The 994-nt window shown below is 65.0% G+C and carries 1 protein-coding gene; it reads left to right on the forward strand.

Going from position 1 to position 994, the window contains the following annotated elements; translation table 11 throughout:
• Positions 1-994 (forward strand): lipoyl synthase (lipA, locus tag CXQ88_RS21385; RefSeq protein ID WP_258062061.1); only part of this gene is annotated, 994 nt, incomplete at both ends.

Here is a 994-nt window from a genome sequence, read left to right on the forward strand (position 1 = left end):
TGACATTGGCACCTGAAGGCCGGAAGCTTTTGCGCGTTGAACAGCGCAACTCTGCTGTCCCGGTGGAGCGGAAGCCGGAGTGGATCAAGGCCAAGGTCCAGATGGGCCCGGAGTTTGTCCAGCTCAAGAACCTGGTCAAGAAAGAGGGCCTGCACACGGTGTGTGAGGAGGCCGGCTGCCCCAACATTTTTGAGTGCTGGGAGGACAAGGAAGCCACGTTCCTGATCGGCGGGTCCGAGTGCACCCGGCGGTGTGATTTCTGCCAGATCGATACCGGCAAACCGTCCCCGGTGGACAGGTTCGAACCCACCAAGGTGGCGCGGTCCGTGCGGTCGATGCAGCTGCGCTACGCCACCGTCACCGGTGTGGCCCGCGATGACCTCGAGGACGAGGGCGTGTGGCTGTATGCCGAGACGGTCCGCAAGATCCACGAACTGAACCCCGGCACCGGCGTGGAGCTGCTGATCCCGGACTTCTCCGGCAAACCCGAACACATCGCCGCGATCTGCGACTCCAAGCCCGAGGTGTTCGCGCACAACGTCGAAACCGTGCCGAGGATTTTCAAGCGGATCCGGCCGGCGTTCCGGTACGAGCGGTCCCTGGACGTGATCACGCAGGGCCGGAACCTGGGCATGGTGACCAAGTCCAACCTGATCCTGGGCATGGGCGAGACCCGCGAGGAAATTTCCGAGGCCCTGAAGGACCTGCACGAGGCCGGGTGTGACCTGATCACCATCACCCAGTACCTGCGCCCGTCCGAGCGGCACCTGCCGGTGGACCGGTGGGTCAAGCCGCAGGAATTCGTGGACCTCCAAAACGAGGCCATCGAGCTCGGCTTCCTCGGCGTCATGTCCGGCCCGCTGGTCCGGTCCTCGTACCGGGCCGGCCGGCTCTGGGCCACCGCGATGCGGAAGAAGGGCTGGGAAATCCCCGCTGAACTCGCGCACATCGAGTCCTCCGGCACCACCCGCCAGGAAGCCAGCTCCCTCCTCGC

The organism is Arthrobacter sp. ZGTC412 (assembly GCF_002929215.1).
Classification (GTDB): domain Bacteria; phylum Actinomycetota; class Actinomycetes; order Actinomycetales; family Micrococcaceae; genus Arthrobacter.